General features: G+C 63.0%; 14 protein-coding genes. 9 read left to right on the plus strand and 5 right to left on the minus strand.

All coding sequences use genetic code 11. The features are described from left to right. Positions 1 to 458 precede the first annotated feature (458 nt). The 7 genes from EHH60_RS04880 to EHH60_RS04910 all read left to right on the plus strand — a co-directional run bounded on the left by EHH60_RS04880 (position 459) and on the right by EHH60_RS04910 (position 8,023). Positions 459 to 1,772: an ABC transporter substrate-binding protein gene (locus EHH60_RS04880; RefSeq protein ID WP_124158355.1), complete on the plus strand. Its 1,314-nt coding sequence runs from the start codon at positions 459 to 461 to the stop codon at positions 1,770 to 1,772. A 94-nt stretch (positions 1,773 to 1,866) separates the two neighbouring features. Continuing rightward, positions 1,867 to 2,739 (plus strand): carbohydrate ABC transporter permease, encoded by an 873-nt coding sequence (locus EHH60_RS04885; protein ID WP_124158356.1) that lies wholly within the window; start codon positions 1,867 to 1,869, stop codon positions 2,737 to 2,739. 3 nt (positions 2,740 to 2,742) lie between these two features. Then, positions 2,743 to 3,573, plus strand: a complete 831-nt coding sequence (locus EHH60_RS04890) for a carbohydrate ABC transporter permease (RefSeq protein ID WP_124158357.1) — start codon at positions 2,743 to 2,745, stop codon at positions 3,571 to 3,573. Positions 3,574 to 3,588: 15 nt separating this feature from the next. Beyond that, positions 3,589 to 4,596, plus strand: a complete 1,008-nt coding sequence (locus EHH60_RS04895) for an ABC transporter ATP-binding protein (RefSeq protein WP_124158358.1) — start codon at positions 3,589 to 3,591, stop codon at positions 4,594 to 4,596. 30 nt (positions 4,597 to 4,626) lie between these two features. After that, the gene (locus EHH60_RS04900; protein WP_124158359.1) at positions 4,627 to 5,400 is read left to right on the plus strand and encodes an SDR family NAD(P)-dependent oxidoreductase; all 774 of its coding nucleotides are present in this window, start codon (positions 4,627 to 4,629) and stop codon (positions 5,398 to 5,400) included. A 39-nt stretch (positions 5,401 to 5,439) separates the two neighbouring features. Continuing rightward, entirely contained in the window at positions 5,440 to 7,086 is a 1,647-nt protein-coding gene (locus tag EHH60_RS04905) for an FGGY-family carbohydrate kinase (RefSeq protein WP_124158360.1), read from the plus strand. A gap of 4 nt (positions 7,087 to 7,090) precedes the next feature. After that, positions 7,091 to 8,023, plus strand: coding sequence for a carbohydrate kinase family protein (locus EHH60_RS04910; protein WP_124158361.1), 933 nt, complete (start codon positions 7,091 to 7,093; stop codon positions 8,021 to 8,023). A gap of 312 nt (positions 8,024 to 8,335) precedes the next feature. On the opposite strand, the gene EHH60_RS04915 is transcribed toward EHH60_RS04910, so the two are convergent. Both EHH60_RS04915 and EHH60_RS04920 read right to left on the minus strand, forming a co-directional pair. After that, on the minus strand, positions 8,336 to 9,586 hold the full coding sequence (locus EHH60_RS04915) for a vanadium-dependent haloperoxidase (protein ID WP_124158362.1): 1,251 nt from the start codon (positions 9,584 to 9,586) through the stop codon (positions 8,336 to 8,338). Positions 9,587 to 9,980: 394 nt separating this feature from the next. Further along, the gene (locus EHH60_RS04920; RefSeq protein ID WP_124158363.1) at positions 9,981 to 10,892 is read right to left on the minus strand and encodes an arginase family protein; all 912 of its coding nucleotides are present in this window, start codon (positions 10,890 to 10,892) and stop codon (positions 9,981 to 9,983) included. A gap of 396 nt (positions 10,893 to 11,288) precedes the next feature. Between EHH60_RS04920 and EHH60_RS04925 the strand changes: the two genes are divergently transcribed. After that, positions 11,289 to 12,263: a magnesium transporter CorA family protein gene (locus EHH60_RS04925; protein WP_124158364.1), complete on the plus strand. Its 975-nt coding sequence runs from the start codon at positions 11,289 to 11,291 to the stop codon at positions 12,261 to 12,263. A gap of 141 nt (positions 12,264 to 12,404) precedes the next feature. Here the strand turns inward: EHH60_RS04925 and EHH60_RS04930 are convergent, their stop codons facing one another. Then, the gene (locus EHH60_RS04930) at positions 12,405 to 13,046 is read right to left on the minus strand and encodes an alpha/beta hydrolase (protein WP_124158365.1); all 642 of its coding nucleotides are present in this window, start codon (positions 13,044 to 13,046) and stop codon (positions 12,405 to 12,407) included. Then, on the minus strand, positions 13,043 to 13,981 hold the full coding sequence (locus tag EHH60_RS04935) for a ring-cleaving dioxygenase (protein WP_124158366.1): 939 nt from the start codon (positions 13,979 to 13,981) through the stop codon (positions 13,043 to 13,045). Before EHH60_RS04935 ends, EHH60_RS04930 begins: the two co-directional genes overlap by 4 nt. 128 nt (positions 13,982 to 14,109) lie before the next feature. On the opposite strand from EHH60_RS04935, the gene EHH60_RS04940 reads away from it, so the two are divergent. Next, positions 14,110 to 15,021 carry a LysR family transcriptional regulator gene (locus tag EHH60_RS04940; protein ID WP_199751305.1) on the plus strand — a complete coding sequence of 304 codons (912 nt, stop codon included), beginning with the start codon at positions 14,110 to 14,112 and terminating at the stop codon, positions 15,019 to 15,021. A 106-nt stretch (positions 15,022 to 15,127) separates the two neighbouring features. Here the strand turns inward: EHH60_RS04940 and EHH60_RS04945 are convergent, their stop codons facing one another. Continuing rightward, positions 15,128 to 16,117, minus strand: coding sequence for a phosphatase PAP2 family protein (locus tag EHH60_RS04945; protein WP_124158367.1), 990 nt, complete (start codon positions 16,115 to 16,117; stop codon positions 15,128 to 15,130). Positions 16,118 to 16,135: the final 18 nt, after the last annotated feature.

A 16,135-nucleotide genomic window follows, 5' to 3' on the forward strand; every position in this document is an offset into this window, starting at 1 on the left:
CGCCAATCCGCCTCAGCACAGCGCTACCTTTGCCTCGCCGCGACACCAGCGCATCTGCGAAGCTCGGTTGTCCCACCTGTCGATATGCCATCCCAATCCGCCTCCAACGACAGATCCTAGAGAATCGAAAAATTCCCCTTTGTGCAAAGCCCTCGCTTGCGGGAGAGGGCTGGGGAGAGGGTCTCTCCGCTGGCAAGACTCCCCCAGAGGAGAAAGCCCTCACCCGCATCGCATCCGTCGATGCGATGCGACCTCTCCCGCAAGCGGGAGAGGTGCCGCTGCGCTTACTCCTAACAATTGCGATCGCCTCTGCACCGCAACCACCATCCCTCTCGCACCGCAGCACCCATAAGTTGCGCGGACACCCTCTCGGCTGCTTGACAACGCGCCGTCGTTGCGTTGAACAGACGCCCAACGCGTGGGCATATGCTCAAAACGCGAGTTGAGGGGAGGTCACCGTGAAACATGTCCTCGGCGCCGTCTGCGGCGCGTCTTGCTTGCTGCTGGCCGTCCCGGTGATGGCCGAAACGACCCTGACCATCGCCACCGTCAACAACGGCGACATGATCCGCATGCAGGGGCTCACGAGCGAATTCACCAAGAAGAATCCTGATATCACCGTGAAGTGGGTGACGCTGGAGGAGAACGTGCTGCGCCAGCGCGTCACCACCGACATCGCTACCAAGGGTGGTCAGTTCGACGTGCTCACCATCGGCACCTATGAGGTGCCGATCTGGGCGAAGAAGGGCTGGCTGGTGCCGCTCGCCAATCTCGGCGCCGATTACGACATCGCCGACCTCCTGCCCAAGATCAAGGACGCGGTCTCCTCCGAGGGCAAGCTCTATGCCGCTCCGTTCTACGGTGAGAGCTCCATGGTGATGTATCGCACCGATCTGTTCGAGAAGGCCGGCCTGAAGATGCCGGAAAAGCCGACCTGGGATTTCGTCGTCGATGCCGCCAAGAAGCTCACCGATAAGAGCGCCGGCACCTACGGCATCTGCCTGCGCGGCAAGGCCGGCTGGGGCGAGAACATGGCGTTCCTCTCGGCGATGGCCAATTCCTACGGCGCACGCTGGTTCGACGAGAAGTGGGAGCCGCAGTTCAATACGCCGGAATGGAAGGCGACGCTGACGACCTACGTCAATCTCATGAAGGAGGCCGGCCCTCCGGGCGCAAGCTCCAACGGCTTCAACGAGAACCTGGCGCTGTTCAATGCCGGCAAATGCGCGATGTGGATCGACGCCACAGTCGCGGCATCCTTCGTCACCAATCCGAAGGACTCCAAGGTCGCCGACAAGGTCGGCTTTGCGCTCGCGCCCAACACCGGACTTGGCAAGAACGCCAACTGGCTGTGGGCCTGGAATCTCGCAATCCCCGCCGGCTCCAAGAAGACGGACGCGGCCGAGAAATTCATCGCCTGGGCAACGAGCAAAGACTACACCAAGCTGGTGGCCGCGAAAGAGGGCTGGGCCAACGTGCCGCCAGGTACGCGCGCCTCGCTCTACCAGAACCCGGACTACCTCAAGGTCGCGCCCTTCGCCAAGCTGACGCTGGCCTCGATCGACGCCGCCGATCCCAACAAGCCGACGGTGAAGCCGGTGCCTTACGTCGGCGTGCAATACGCCGCGATCCCTGAATTCCAGGGTATCGGCACGCAGGTGGGCCAGCAGTTCTCAGCCGCGCTTGCAGGATCGATGACGGTCGATGCGGCCCTGACCGCCGCGCAATCCGCGACCGAGCGCGAGATGAAGCGCGCCGGCTACATCAAGTGAACCCGGGCTCTTCCTCCTGAGCTCAGACTGGCGGCCATCCACCCCATCCCCGGATGGATGGCCGCCTTCTTCCCCCGAAAAGGAGAAGCCAGGGATGGCGACCCGGCAGACGCAGCTTCTTGCGCGCTCGCTCCTGACGCCGGCGGTCGGGCTGCTGTTCATCTGGATGATCGTCCCGCTCGCGCTGACGCTCTACTTCTCGACGCTGCATTACAGCCTGCTCGATCCCGGCTCGGAATCCTTCGTCGGGCTGGAGAATTTCCGCTACTTCCTCACCGATCCCGCATTCCTTGCCTCGCTCCGGAACACGCTGGTGCTGGTCGGCTCGGTTCTGGCGTTGACCATCCTGCTCGGCATTCCGCTGGCGCTGCTGATGGACCAGCCCGTGATCGGGCGCAATTTCGTCCGGCTGATGGTGATCGCGCCATTCTTCGTGATGCCGACCGTGAGCGCGCTGGTCTGGAAGAACCTGCTGATGCATCCGGTGTCCGGCCTGTTCGCCTGGCTCGCCCAGTTGTTTCACCTGACGCCGATCGACTGGTTCAACGATGTGCCGCTGTTTGCGGTGATCCTGATCGTGACGTGGCAATGGCTGCCCTTCGCGACGCTGATCCTGCTTACCGCGCTGCAATCGCTCGACGAGGAGCAGAAGGAGGCCGCGGAGATGGACGGCGCCAGCGCGGTCTCGACCTTCATCTACATCACGCTACCGCACCTCGCGCGTCCCATCACCGTGGTGATCCTGATCGAGACCATCTTCCTGCTGACTGTATTCGCCGAGATCTTCGTCACGACCGGCGGCGGGCCGGGCCTGCAGACGACCAATATCGCGTTCCTGATCTATTCGCAGGCGCTGATCCAGTTCGACGTCGGCAGTGCCTCCGCGGGCGGCCTCGTCGCGGTGGTCATCGCCAATATCGTCGCCTTCTTCCTGGTCCGCATCGTCGGACGCAATCTGGAGGCCTGAAGCATGGCGCGGATGGCGACGACACGGCGGGTGGTGGTCTCGACGGCGGCAGCCTGGCTGTTCGGCTTCCTGATCTTCTTCCCGATCCTCTGGATGGTGCTGGCGAGCTTCAAGACCGAGCTCGAGGCCTTCGCCATCCCGCCATCGTTCCTGTTCTTCCATTGGACCACGGAAAACTACGCGACCGTCCAGGAGCGCAGCGACTATTTCCACCACGCGATGAACTCGATCATCATCGCCGGCGGCTCGACCCTGATAGCGCTGTTGATCGCCATTCCCGCGGCCTGGTCGATGGCGTTCTCGCCGACCAGGCGCACCAAGGACATCCTGCTCTGGATGCTCTCGACCAAGATGATGCCACCGGTCGGCGTGCTGGTGCCGATCTACCTGATCTACAAGAGCTTCGGCCTGCTCGATTCCTGCATCGGCCTCGTCTTGATTCTCTGTCTCGGCAATTTGCCGATCGTGATCTGGATGCTGTTCACCTATTTCAAGGAGATCCCGCGCGACATCCTGGAGGCCGCGCGCATGGACGGCGCCACGATCGGCCGCGAACTGGTCTATGTCCTGACCCCGATGGCGATTCCGGGGCTCGCATCGACCTTGTTGCTCAACCTGATCCTGGCCTGGAACGAGGCGTTCTGGACGCTCAATCTATCGACTTCGAACGCCGCGCCGCTCACCACGTTCATCGCGTCCTATTCGAGCCCGGAAGGGCTGTTCTGGGCGAAGCTATCGGCGGCGTCCACGCTGGCGATCGCGCCCATTCTCGTCCTCGGTTGGTTCAGCCAGAAGCAGCTCGTGCGCGGGCTCACCTTTGGCGCGGTGAAGTAGAGGGGCTGCCGGATCATGGGTCAGATCACACTCCAGGGCGTGCAAAAATCCTTCGGCCCCGTGCACATCATCAAGGGCGCCGACCTGGACATCGCCGACGGCTCCTTCGTGGTGTTCGTCGGTCCCTCCGGCTGCGGCAAGACCACGCTGCTGCGGCTGATCGCGGGGCTCGAGGACGTCAGTGGCGGCAAGATCCTGATCGACGGCAGGAACGTCGTCGATACGCCCCCGGCCAAGCGCGGACTGTCGATGGTGTTCCAGTCTTACGCGCTCTATCCGCATATGAGCGTGCGCGGCAATATCGGCTTCGGCCTCAAGATGGCGGGGCTGCCAAAGGACGAGATCAATCGCAAGGTCGAGGCGGCCGCCTCTACCTTGAATCTCACGCCCTATCTCGACCGCAAGCCGCGCGAGCTCTCCGGCGGCCAGCGCCAGCGCGTCGCGATCGGCCGCGCCATCGTGCGCGAGCCCAAGGCGTTCCTCTTCGATGAGCCGTTGTCCAACCTCGATGCGGCGCTGCGCGTGCAGATGCGGATCGAGGTGACGCGGCTGCAGAAGCAGCTCGGCACCACCGCGATCTACGTCACCCACGATCAGGTCGAGGCCATGACCATGGCTGACAAGATCGTCGTGCTCAATAGCGGCAAGATCGAGCAATATGGGTCGCCGCTGGAGCTCTACGAGCGGCCGGCCAACCTTTTCGTCGCCGGGTTCATCGGCTCGCCCAAGATGAACTTCGTCACCGGAGAGCATGCCAAACAGCAGGGCGCGGCCACGATCGGCGTGCGTCCGGAGCACCTCAAGATCGAGCGCGACGGCGGAGGCGGCTGGCAAGGGACGATCGCGGTCGCCGAGCATCTCGGCAGCGACACGTTTCTCTACGTCGATGCCGGTCCGCTCGGCATGCTCACCGCGCGCTACATCGGCGAGTTGAGCCTGCATGCCGGCGACCGCGTGTCGCTGCTGCCGGACTCTGCCCGTATCCACCGCTTCGACGAGAGCGGCAATGCTCTTCGGCGCTGACAAGAAACGCAAGAAGACGGAAAGACGATCATGTATCTGGAGAGATTCAAGCTGAACGGAAAGACCGCGTTCATCACCGGCGGCGGGCAGGGCATTGGCCTCGCCTGCGCGGAGGCGCTGGCTGAGGCCGGCGCAAAGGTGATCATCGGCGACCGCGACGGCAAGGTCGCCGACAGCGCGAAAGCCAGCCTGAAGGCCAAGGGCTACGACATCGAGACCGCGGTCATGGACGTCACCGACACCAGGCGCGTGGCCGAGGTCGCGAACGACCTCGTCACCCGCCACGGCAAGGTCGACATCCTCGTCAACAATGCCGGCATCGCTCGCAGCGAGACGCCGGCGGAGACCGTCACCGACGAGCACTGGCTCAATGTCATCGACGTCAATCTCAATGGCACCTTCTGGTGCTGCCGCGAATTCGGCAAGCACATGCTGAAGGCTGGAAGCGGTGCCATCGTCAATGTCGGCTCGATGTCCGGCTTCATCGTCAATAAGCCGCAGGAACAGTGTTTCTACAACGCCTCCAAGGCAGGGGTGCATCACCTGACGAAATCGCTGGCTGCCGAATGGGGCGCGCGCGGCATCCGTGTCAACGCGGTGGCGCCGACCTATATCGAAACGCCGCTCAACGCCTTCGTGAAGAGCAATCCGAAGATGTACGACGCCTGGATCGGCGGAACCCCGATGGCGCGGATGGGGCAGGTCGAGGAGATCGCCTCCGTCGTGCTGTTCCTCTCGTCCGAGGCCGCGAGCCTGATGACCGGCAGCATCGTGCTGGTGGATGGCGGCTACACTTGCTGGTAGGCTTGCGTCAAAGCTGGCGGAAAGCGACCGGGAGCGACAATGCCGCGAGTGTATATCGGCGTCGACGTGGGGACCACGAGCACGCGGGCAGGGGTGTTTGACGAGGGCGGCACTCTGCTTGCGGCTGCGCGGCATCCGATCAAGATCTGGCACGAGGCCGGCGACATCGTCGAGCAGTCATCCCAGGATATCTGGAAGGCCTGCGTGACGTCGGTGCGGGCGGCGATGACGGAAGCTGCGATCGCGCCCGACAGTGTCGGCGGGATCGGTTTTGACGCCACCTGTTCGCTGGCGGTCCTCGATAGGCAGGGCGAGCCGCTCACCGTCAGCGCTTCCGGCGACCCGCAGCGCAACGTCATCGTCTGGATGGATCACCGCGCCACCGCCGAGGCGCGGCTGATCAATGAGACCGAGGATGCAGTGTTGCGCTATGTCGGCGGCTCGATCTCGCCGGAGATGGAGATGCCGAAGCTGTTGTGGCTGAAGCGCCATCTGCGCGCGAGTTTTGACGCCGCAGGTCACTTCTTCGATCTGGCGGACTACCTGACGTGGCGCGCCACCGGCTCGCTGCAGCGCTCGACCTGCACCGTCACCTGCAAGTGGAACTACCTCGCCCATGATGGCGGCGGCTGGAGCGCGCCGTTCTTCAGACGCATTGGTCTGTCCGACTTCGTCGCCGAGAAATACGCGCGCATCGGCACCGAGATCGTCGCACCCGGCACGCGGGTCGGCGCAGGCCTCACGCGCGCTGCCGCGGCCGAGTTCGGCCTCGCCCCGGGCACCCCGGTCGGCGCTTCGCTGATCGACGCGCATGCCGGCGGTATCGGCGCGATCGGCGGCCGAGATGGAGCCGGCGGGGCGAGCGACGTCAGCGACCGTCTGGCCTATATCATGGGAACGTCGGCCTGCATCATGGCGACGACGAAGGAGCCGTGCTTTGTTCCCGGCGTGTGGGGACCTTATTACTCCGGCATGGTCCCCGACTTCTGGCTCAACGAGGGCGGCCAGTCGGCCGCGGGCGCGGCGATCGACCATCTCCTCAAGTCGCATCCCGGTTTCGGCGAGGCGAGCGTGGCGGCACGCAGCGAGGGCCTCGACCTCATCGACTTCCTCGAGCGCCGTATCATCGCGCGCGCCGGCGATGCCAGTCGCGCCGCGCTGCTGGCGCGTGACGTCCACGTCCTGCCCGAATTCATCGGCAACCGCTCGCCTCATGCGGACCCTGATACGCGTGCGGTGATCGCCGGGCTCGATCTCGACACCGACATCGGTTCGATGGAGCGGCTGTTCGTCGCCGGACTCTGCGGACTTGCCTATGGGCTCGCCGAGGTGATCGAGACCTTTGCCGTGCATGGCGTGCGGTCCAGCCTCATGATCATGGGCGGCGGCGCCAGCCGCAGCCCGCTGGTGCGGCAGATCATGGCAGATACGACCGGTCTCACCGTCGCGCTGCCGCAGACGAAGGAGCCGGTGCTGCTGGGCGCCGCGATGCTGGGCGCAGTGGCCGGCGGCGCCTATGCCACCATCGGCGAGACCATGGCCGGGATGTCGGCGCTGGGACGCAAGAGCGAGCCGACTGCGACCGACATGGCCGCGTTTCACGCCCGCAAGCGCGAGGTCTACAAGCTGCTGCGCGCGGTCGATCGCGGCAGCCGCGCCGCGATGCGCAGCGTCGCGCGAGGTTGAAGACATGCTGATTGCCTGCGGCGATGCGCTGATCGATTTCGTACCGACGCGAAACGTCGACGGGCGCGAGGCCGTGATGCCGGCGGTTGGCGGTTCCTGCCTCAATGTCGCGATTGGAATGGCGCGGCTGGGCGCGCCGACCGGTTTCGTCGGTGGCATCTCGACCGATTTGTTCGGGCGGATGATCGCCGATCATGCCGCTGGCTCCAACGTCGACCTCAGCCTCTCCACCCGCAGCGATCACCAGACCACGCTCGCCTTCGTCCGCATCGTCGCGGGCGAGTCGCATTACGCGTTCTACGATGCCGAGACCGCAACGCGGAACTGGACCTACCGGCGTGGGTCCATTCCATTCGCAAGCGTCGAAGCCGTCCATGTCGGCTCGACCACGCTGGTCAACGACCAGGGCGCGGCCGAGACCAGGGCGCTGATCGCAGACACGCGGGCATCGTCCACGATCTCCTTCGATCCGAACTGCCGCCCCAACCTGGTCAGCGACAAGCCGGCCTATCTCGCGCGCATGGCCGAGTTCGCGGGAAGCGCCGACCTCATCAAGATGTCGGACGTCGATTTCGCCTATCTCTTCGGCGACGAGCCGTATCGTCAGCGCGCGGGCACGCTGCTCGAACAGGGGGCAAGCCTCATCGTCATCACCCGCGGCAACAATGGCGCGATTGCGTGGCATGCGGGGGCAGGGCAGATCGAAGTCGCCGCGCCGAAGGTTGAGGTCGCCGATACCATTGGCGCCGGCGACAGTTTTCAGGCGGCGCTGCTCGTCGCTCTGCACAGGCAAGGCGCGCTGGCACGCGAGAGACTGAGCGAGATCGGAGCGGAAGAACTCCGCCGCGCACTGTCCTTTGCCGCCAATTGCGCGGGCCTGACCTGCACCCGCCCAGGCGCCGATCCACCCTGGCGCCACGAGATCAGCTGGAATTGAGAGACCGCGCGTCATCGCCTCGCGATGTCCGGAATGCCCCGGCGGAGTGCGGCCATGCGCCTGCTGAAATGGACAGCTGCTGCGTCTGGCCAGTGCCTATGAGCAGGCCTTCAACACGCGCAAGGCCGCCGCCCGGCTTGCCCGCGCTTTAGAGTTCTACCTGCTCTCCTCGCGTGCCTGCCGACGAGCAGGTGCGCCCCCATAGGGGTGCACCAATGTGCGGATGTCCGCTTACGGAGCTAAAGCGCATATACGGCTCCGCCGCCGGGAATGTCGCGGCGTGATCCCACGGACGCGTTGCGCGAGGCACGTTCACTGCTTCGGGTCGACGCGCGCTTCCAGGCCACGGAACTGTGTTGCGACAGTCAAATCGCCAATCTTCCTGCCCATTTCCTTTCCGACTTCCGTCGAGAAGCGGTAGTGGAAGCCAGCATAGATCCGTGAATTTGCGACCTCGTCGCTATAGTCCTGGAGCCGCGTCCACTTGCGGGTCACACCGGGCGCAGTAGGGCTGCTCATCGAGAACTCGCCGAACTCGTCACCTACGATACGCCGGAGAACTGTGGAAACCGAAGCAGACACGATGCAATGGGCACACGGGTATTCCGGATGCGGGGGTGTCTCACCGAGCGGCAACCAGGACGATTCGCGTGGCGTCGCCGGGTTCTGCGTGATGTCCGCATTGCGTATGGCCGTCATCGGTCGCCAGAAATTATAATGGTACTTCGCATCGAAGACTGCAACGATCGCATCGTTCGCGGAGATCTCGGCAAGGGCGAAGAGGCGAGCGCAGTCAACCACGTCCATCTGTCTTGCCAATGCTGCTTGCCGGATGATTGGATTAAAGCTGGGAGGCCCTACCAAGAACCAGAATCGTCCTATCGTCGTCTGCTCTGCCGTTCGAATGGCGCTGCCGCGAGCCCCGATCGCGCGAATTTCATTGACGTCCCGGCTCCATGTCTCTGAATCGAGCGCAGGTGGCGGCGCTGGGCGGAATTGCGAGGCCGACGTCATGACCCAGGGGGTCGTCGTTCCAGCCGTCGAAGCGATCGGCACCACGGTAGGCACGTAAACGCCCGCGGTTGTGTAGGGTCGATAGTTCTCCTGAGCGTCACTGCCGTCATTCGCCCGAAACGCGATTACGCCCGCGGCGGCCGTTCTGCCAAGCTCGATTCCGTTTGCCCTTCCTTCCGTGTCCGGGATTCCGGAGAGCGTATTCATCAGCGCCTTATCGAGCGCATCCTTTTGATCCGGATAGACCGTGACGAGAATGTTGTAGGCTGCTGCTGCCGCCGCCGCCTCCCTCGAGGTAGAACGGTCGGCAACGAGATCCAGCTTGTATGGAGTGTATCGTCTTTCAATCGCATTGACCGCCTCGAACATGGCGACGTGCAGCATCGACATCGTGCGAGCCTGAGGCGCTGGTAGAATTTTCTTGTCAGCGGCAATCGCGTCGGCCTTTGCGTTCCAGTCCATAATCACATCAGCACGGGCCGCACCGATACAGGCGGCAAGAGCGACGATGGCCAATAGTGGAGATCTGATCTTTAGAAGTGTCTTCATTTTCATGCTCCTCGCTATCAAGGGAGGGTGATGCCTTGCGAAAACGCAAGGACCGTGCAGAACGAAGAAGTGCAGGACGATTCTAAGTGTACAGCACGTGATCAATTGTGAATGATCTTACAATATGCATCTGCTTCTGCCGAAAAAATGCAAAGCGTGGTGCGACAGAAGAGTAAGTTTGATTGTCTTACCTACCCGCAAGCTCACTCCCGAATAGAGCCGCAACCCAAGCGCATGTGGTGTCGAGCCCAGGAGCGCGTTTTCCTGCGACCCTCCATCGCGCGAAGCGCACCGCGCGACGGACACAGCAAAGTCTGTTCGAGCAAGACTGAAGCGTCCCAGTAAGCGAGTGGTTGATGCCGACGCGGGAGGATGCCGTCTATCGGAGTAGCAGCTATACGGCCCGACTCCGAATGCAACCGAGCGCATTGCAGATGATCCGCGAGATAGCAATCGCTCCGAGATTTTGCACATCGCGCTCGGGAACGAACTCTACGATGTCCAGCCCGACTATTCTGCATTTTGACGCGACACCCCGCATCAGTTCAATAACGTCAAAATAGGAGAGGCCGCCTGGCTGTGGTATGAGCACGCCCGGGATGACCGACGGATCGAGACCGTCGCAATCGATGGTGATCAAGCACTCGCCGTCTTCCTCTATCTCTTCGAGAACGCTTGCGATGCCGTGAAGCTGGACATGTCTTGCCGTGAGGATCTTTGCGCCCCACGCCTTTGCATAATCAAATTCGGCACGGCCAGAGCCGCCGATGCCGCGCAAACCGACCTGCACAATGCGTTTTACCCAGGGCAATTCGCTGGCTCGCCGCATTGTGCTGGAGAATGTGTATCCTGATCCATCTCGCTGATCACGCCAATCGAGATGGGCGTCAATCTGCAGGATCGTCAGTCCTTTGGTTTCACCGAAGGCCTCGAAGAAAGGTATCGGAACCGAGTCATCACCGCCCAGCAGGATCGGAACCGCGCCGACCGAAAGGACGGCTTGCGTGGCTGTTCTGATCGCATCACGGTTGCTCTCGGGCGTCATCGGGTCCGTCACCAAGTTTCCACCGTCCAAGACCCTTATCTTTGTCGGACTGAGCAGCTCGGCTTCTTGATCAAAATCCCAGCGGGTGAGATCACTCTCGTAGTGACGCAGAGCGCGACGAATGAAGTTCGGCGCCTTGGCGGCATGGCTCGTCTGACCGATGATGTGCGGCGTGGCATCTGAAGCGCCGAACAAGATCGCATCGGCCGCAGGCAGTGCGGCAGCCAAGTCACAGGCCTCAACACCCAAAAAAGTCGCCATCTCGGGATGCACAACAAACGTCCGTGAATCACCTGCGCGTCTGCTTCAACGTGGATTGCTTGACCGTGTTCCGATCAGGTATCGACGATGTCCTGCGACGCCGGACTGGACATTGCGGAGAACGCGCCAGAACAACGCGATTGACCGTAGCGGACTAGCGCGGTGCGCTCACTTACCGCTAGCCAGGTTTGGAGGGCCGGGCGCGAGAATCGGAATGTCCGGGACGCAGATAGAAAGCAAGTGGGCCCAGCCCTTGGCAAACGCTGCAGCCGCTGCGCGCTAAGAGTCCTCCCTGTCGCCGCAAGGGTATTGAACGTTTGGAACCATCATGCGTTAGTCGGCGGATGATGGCCGGATGCACTATCCGGCATGACGATGCGGTCGCGGAGACGGTTCTTGCTCAAGCTGTACAGGTGGCCGTCCGACGACTGGCACGGAATCGGCGCGGAAATGCCCTCGGAGATCATCTGGGCCGATCTCTTGAACGCGACTGACGAGGAAAAGCAGTTCGTCGAACGAGTGCTCGGTATCCGCATTCCCTCGCAAGATTCCCTCAGCGAGATCGAGGCGTCGAGCCGCCTGATCTTCGAGCACGGCACGCTCTATCTCAGCTCGCCGGCGGTTCGGCTCACCGAGGACGGCGAGGCCGAGATCACGCCGGTGGGATTCGTCATCGGCCCGCGCGTGCTGGTGACGGTGCGCTTTGCGGAGCTGCCGATCTTCGACGACATCGGCAAGCGCATCGGCTCCGACGACAGCCTGGAGAACGGCATGTGCGTGTTCGCCAGCCTGCTCGAGGCCATGATCGATCGCGGCGCCGATGTCCTGGAGCATCTCGGCACCAAGGTCGATCAGCTTTCGCGGGTTGTTTTCAAGGGAGGGCTCGTACACACCCGACGTGCGGTGCGATCCAGCCGCAGGATGCGCGAGGCCCTGGAGAATGTTGGCGAGCTGGCCGACCGGCTCGCCAAGGCGCGCGATGTTCTGCTTGGGGTCGGTCGCATCGCCTCGTTTGCCGGTGATGTCGGCAGCGAATGGATCACGGCTTCGTCGAAGAAGCGCCTCGAGGCCGTGTCAAAGGACGTCGTCTCGCTCAGCGATTACGAGACGCGATTGTCCGACAAGATCCAGCTGCTGCTCGATGCGGTGCTCGGCTTCATCAACATCCAGCAGAACGAGCTGTTCAAGATCCTGACGATCGTGTCCGTCGTCGGCGTGCCGCCGACAATCCTGGTCGGCATCTGGGGCATGAACTTCAAGTACATGCCCGAGCTGGACTGGACCTTCGGCTATCCGCTGGCCTGGCTCGCCGTCATCGCCAGCGGCGTGCTGCCGCTGATCTGGTTCAAGTGGCGCGGCTGGTTCGACTGAAGTGCGATGAGATCAGGACGAATCGTCATCGCGCTTTAGGTTATTGTTTCAGCGTGATCTTTTCGGAAAACCGCTGCGCACTTTTCCGGATCATGCTTTAAGCAGCGGCGCACCGATCGAAGGCGATGCGCCGCTGTTTGATCATGCGGCCCTGGCGTCGATGGGGCCGATCCAGTCGCGCGCCAGCGACACGTCGGCCTGCGACAATTGATGGCCTGCCGGCAGGACCTTGTGGGTCACGCTCGCTCCTGCTTGCGACAGCAGCGCAGCGAGCTGTGCCGAATTGCTCGCCGGCACGATCGGATCGGCCTGCCCGGAGAGCAGCAGGACAGGTTTGCCGCCGAGCTGCGCCTTCAGCTGATTGGCCTCGGGCGGATGCGACAGCGGCACCATGGCGCGCAGCAGGATCGCGCCCGCGAGCGCCTCCGGCTTCAGCAGCAACAGCGCGGCCGCGATATTGGCGCCATTCGAGAAGCCGACCGCGACCGGGGCGGCGATGCCATGGCGCTGCCGCGCCTCCGCGACGAAGTCGCCGAGCTCGTGCGCGCGACGGCGCACGTCGTCCTCGTCGAACACGCCCTCGGCGAGCCGGCGGAAGAAGCGCGGCATACCGTGCTCGAGCACGCGGCCGCGCGGCGAGAGCAGGGCGGAGCCGGGCGAGATCATCTTGCCGAGCCCGAGCAGGTCGTTCTCGTCGCCGCCGGTGCCGTGCAGCAGCAGGAGCGGAGGGGAGCCCGCGCCGGTCGCGGGCTCGAAGCGATGGATGAATGCACTTGCGGTCATGACACGCTCTCCTCCAGGCTCGGCAGCACGTCCTCGATCTGTTTGCGATGCTGTTCGAGGAAAACAGGCAACTTCAGCTCACGCCCCAGCGTCGCGACGGGCTCGTCGACGGCGAAGCCGGGGATGTCTGTCGCGATCTCGAACAGCACGCCGCCGGGCTCGCGGAAGTAGATCGACCGGAAGTAGTTGCGGTCGCGCTGCTCGGTCGGATGCAGGCCGTGATTGCTGATGAGCTTCTGCGCCATCTTGCCCTGTTCGGCGTCGTCGGCCGCGCGGAAGGCGATGTGATGCACCGAGCCACCGCCCTGATGCCCGCGCAAGAATCCCTTGGCCTCGTAGATGTCGACGATGCTGCCTTCGGCATCGCCCGATGCCTTGAATCGGATCACCGAGCCTTCGCGTCCGGTCTCCTTGAAGCCGAACACGTCGGTGAGGACGGCGGCCGTCTTCGCCGCACTGTCGAGCAACAGGGTGACGCCGTGGAAGCCGCGGATCGCATGCTCGGCCGGCACGTCGCCATTGCTCCAGCCGGGCTCGTTCTCGGCACCGGGGACGCCAACCAGAGCCAGGGCCATGCCATCTGGATCGGTGAATGGCAGCACGGACTCGCCGAAGCGCTTCTCCAGCGCCTCGTAGGCAATGCCCTTCTCGGTGAAGCGCTGCGTCCAGTAGCCGAGCGAGCGCTGCGGCACGCGGAAGGCGGTCTGATGAGTCTCGCCGACGCCGCGGCGCCCGGCCGGAACGCCGGCCCAGGGAAAGAAGGTCAGGATGGTGCCGGGGCGCCCGGTCTCATCGCCATAATAGAAATGGTAGGTGCCGGGATCGTCGAAATTGACCGTCTTCTTGACGAAGCGCAGGCCGAGATCCCGGGTGTAGAAGCCGAAATTCCTGATGGGATCGCCGGCGATCGCGGTGACATGGTGCAGTCCAGACATTGTCGTCCTCCAAGCTTGGGGAGCGGTCTTGCTCTGGCCGGAAATATTGTTCTGCTTGGGATTGGAGACAATCCATGCAATTATGACGGCTATGTCTACGATTTGGAAACAATCGCCGAGGCGAGCCGTTGGATAAGCTCGGCAGCCTCCGGGCCTTCGTGAAGGTGGTCGAAAGCGGGAGCTTTGCCGAGGCTGGCCGGCAGTTGCGGTTGTCGCGTTCGGCGATCAGCAAATATATCGCCGACCTCGAGGAGAGCCTCGGCGTCCAGCTGTTGAACCGGACCACGCGTCACGCCAGCCCGACCGAGAACGGCCAGCGCTATTTCGAGCGCGCGGTCGTGATCCTCTCGGAGATCGAGGCCGCCGACCAAGCCGTGACGCAGGCGCAGTCGGCGCCGCGCGGCCTGTTGCGCGTCAATGCGCCGATGTCGTTCGGCACCATGCGGCTCGGGCCGGCGCTCGCCGATTTCATGGCACGCTATGGCGAGCTTCAGCTCCAGATCGTGCTCAGCGACGATCTGCTCGATCCCGTGCAGGACGGTTTCGACGTGACGTTGCGGATCGCGGAGCTGGAATCCTCCAGCCTGATCGCGCGCAAGATCATGCCGGTGGCGCGCATGGTCTGCGCTTCGCCTGATTATCTCGCGCGCCACGGCACGCCTCGACATCCGCAGGATCTGCGCGAACATGTTTCGCTGACCTACGGCTTCCTGCTCACCGGCAACCAGTGGAAGCTCACCGGCGCCGATGGCGATCACTGGATCCAGCCGGCCTGGTCGCTCTGCGTCAACAATGCCGAGGTGCTGCGCGACGTCGCCATCAAGGGCAGGGGGCTCGCGCTCCTCCCCGAGTTCATCGCGGCAGATGCCGTGCGGAAAGGCGAGCTGCGCGTCGTGCTCCAGGACTATTCTGCACCGCCACTCGCGCTGTACGCAGTCTATCCGCCGACGCGGCATCTGTCGGTGAAGGTGCGGCTGTTCATCGATTTTCTGGTCGAGCGGTTTGGCCGGGACGACGAAGCGGGTGTGCGGACGCGCTGAGACTTGATGCCTGAAACGCAGCGGCCAGCCGGCCGATGTCCGTTTGGCCCGGTTGGTAGACTTCGGGCAGCAGCTTCGCGCTCGACCGGCGTTGATCGTCCAGTACCTAATCGGGTGGGAACCCGATCGGGTGCAGCCATGGCCTCCAGTCAGTCGGTGAGGGAATAGCTTGCACGAGGTCGTTGCTCGGGCAATGCGCCCGGACGAGCCAAGTCGTTGCAGCAATGGCTCCGCATGCCACGGCAGCGCCGCCAATGACGTCCACTGCATAATGCGCGCCGCAGAGGGGCGTCCCGGCGATGAGAAGGAGATTCAGGGGAACGAGGAAGAAACGCAAGATACGGATCGGCCAAAGAGCCCAAACAAACAAGATGGCATTGGCCGTGTGAAAGCTCGGGAACGAGATCAGCCCCTCCACGGACCGAAAATCGATGACGCGTAGCGTTCCGTTGCGAAGCCCTTCGAGGATAGGGAAATAGCTGTGCCCGCCGCCCGGCAAGGTTGATAATTCAGTAGGAGCTTTGTCCAGGTAGATTATCGCGTTTGCGGCCGGAATGAAGCATGCAATCGCGGCGGTTGCCGTTACAGCAACCGCAAATGCGATGATGTAGAACTGCAGTCGGTCAAGCCGTCGGGTCAGAATGGCGGCGGCCAACACCAGGATGTTTTGCGACATCATGGAGTTGTAGGCGAAGGAAAGTACGTTGCGGAGTGCATCGTGCCTGTTCAAGACAGCGAGATAGCTGGCACGATCGAATCCAAGCCATTGATCCACAGCGTGGAGATGCGCGTCGCGGTAAGGCAGCGGCACTGTGGATGCGGCGTAGCTCAGCACGATTCCCATGAGGATCACGACAACGAGCTGACCAAAGCAGATGAGAACGCGCGCGATTTTCGAATTTGGCCGGACGAAACTGAAATAAATCGCGAAGAACGCATAGACCGACATCAAGACGAGGGTCTCGGCTGACACCTCAATGCTGCAGCTTAAACCCACAAGGCTGAGCGAGAGCGCCGCCAAGAGAGCGATCGCCAAGGTGGCCTGCCACGTAATGGTGCACAGCAGTCGGTCATCCGTGTTCGACGGAGCGTGCATTTTTCATTTTCCACATCC

It is taken from the genome of Bradyrhizobium sp. RP6 (genome assembly GCF_003837805.1).
Classification (GTDB): Bacteria; Pseudomonadota; Alphaproteobacteria; order Rhizobiales; family Xanthobacteraceae; genus Bradyrhizobium.

What these genes read in the sequence shown, in the direction of transcription:
- EHH60_RS04885 (WP_124158356.1), top strand. Translation starts at nt 1,867, where the DNA reads ATGGCGACCCGGCAGACGCAGCTTCTTGCGCGCTCGCTCCTGACGCCG.
- EHH60_RS04890 (WP_124158357.1), top strand. Translation starts at nt 2,743, where the DNA reads ATGGCGCGGATGGCGACGACACGGCGGGTGGTGGTCTCGACGGCGGCA.
- EHH60_RS04895 (WP_124158358.1), top strand. Translation starts at nt 3,589, where the DNA reads ATGGGTCAGATCACACTCCAGGGCGTGCAAAAATCCTTCGGCCCCGTG.
- EHH60_RS04900 (WP_124158359.1), top strand. Translation starts at nt 4,627, where the DNA reads ATGTATCTGGAGAGATTCAAGCTGAACGGAAAGACCGCGTTCATCACC.
- EHH60_RS04905 (WP_124158360.1), top strand. Translation starts at nt 5,440, where the DNA reads ATGCCGCGAGTGTATATCGGCGTCGACGTGGGGACCACGAGCACGCGG.
- EHH60_RS04910 (WP_124158361.1), top strand. Translation starts at nt 7,091, where the DNA reads ATGCTGATTGCCTGCGGCGATGCGCTGATCGATTTCGTACCGACGCGA.
- EHH60_RS04915 (WP_124158362.1), bottom strand. Translation starts at nt 9,586, where the DNA reads ATGAAGACACTTCTAAAGATCAGATCTCCACTATTGGCCATCGTCGCT.
- EHH60_RS04920 (WP_124158363.1), bottom strand. Translation starts at nt 10,892, where the DNA reads ATGGCGACTTTTTTGGGTGTTGAGGCCTGTGACTTGGCTGCCGCACTG.
- EHH60_RS04930 (WP_124158365.1), bottom strand. Translation starts at nt 13,046, where the DNA reads ATGACCGCAAGTGCATTCATCCATCGCTTCGAGCCCGCGACCGGCGCG.
- EHH60_RS04935 (WP_124158366.1), bottom strand. Translation starts at nt 13,981, where the DNA reads ATGTCTGGACTGCACCATGTCACCGCGATCGCCGGCGATCCCATCAGG.
- EHH60_RS04945 (WP_124158367.1), bottom strand. Translation starts at nt 16,117, where the DNA reads ATGCACGCTCCGTCGAACACGGATGACCGACTGCTGTGCACCATTACG.